This window comes from Methylobacterium sp. WL103, from assembly GCF_008039885.1.
GTDB classification, from domain to species: domain Bacteria; phylum Pseudomonadota; class Alphaproteobacteria; order Rhizobiales; family Beijerinckiaceae; genus Methylobacterium; species Methylobacterium cerastii.
The window spans coordinates 1-287 of the sequence record NZ_VRUX01001319.1; the positions used below are offsets into that span (position 1 = coordinate 1).

At 75.6% G+C, this 287-nt stretch carries 1 protein-coding gene; it reads left to right on the forward strand.

The window, feature by feature from the left end; translation table 11 throughout:
• On the forward strand, positions 1–287 hold a 287-nt coding region (locus tag FV222_RS29170), incomplete at both ends, for a sugar phosphate nucleotidyltransferase (protein ID WP_246685737.1).

Consider the following 287-nt stretch of genomic DNA (forward strand, 5'->3'; position numbering starts at 1 on the left):
CGGGTGAGCGACCTCGCGACCTTCGCCCGGCCGGCGGTGATCGCCTCGGCCGAGTCGCGCTTCATCGTGGCCGAGCAGTTGGCGCAGGCGGGCATCGCCGGCGACATCATCCTGGAGCCGGAGGGACGGGACTCGGCCGCCGCCGTCGCGGTGGCGGCGTTGCACGCGGCCAACGTCGCCCCGGAGACGGTGGTGCTGATCATGGCCGCGGACCACGTGATCGGCGACGTTCCTGCCTTCGCCGCCGCCGTGCGCACGGCGGCCGTGGGCGCGCGGGCCGGCTACAC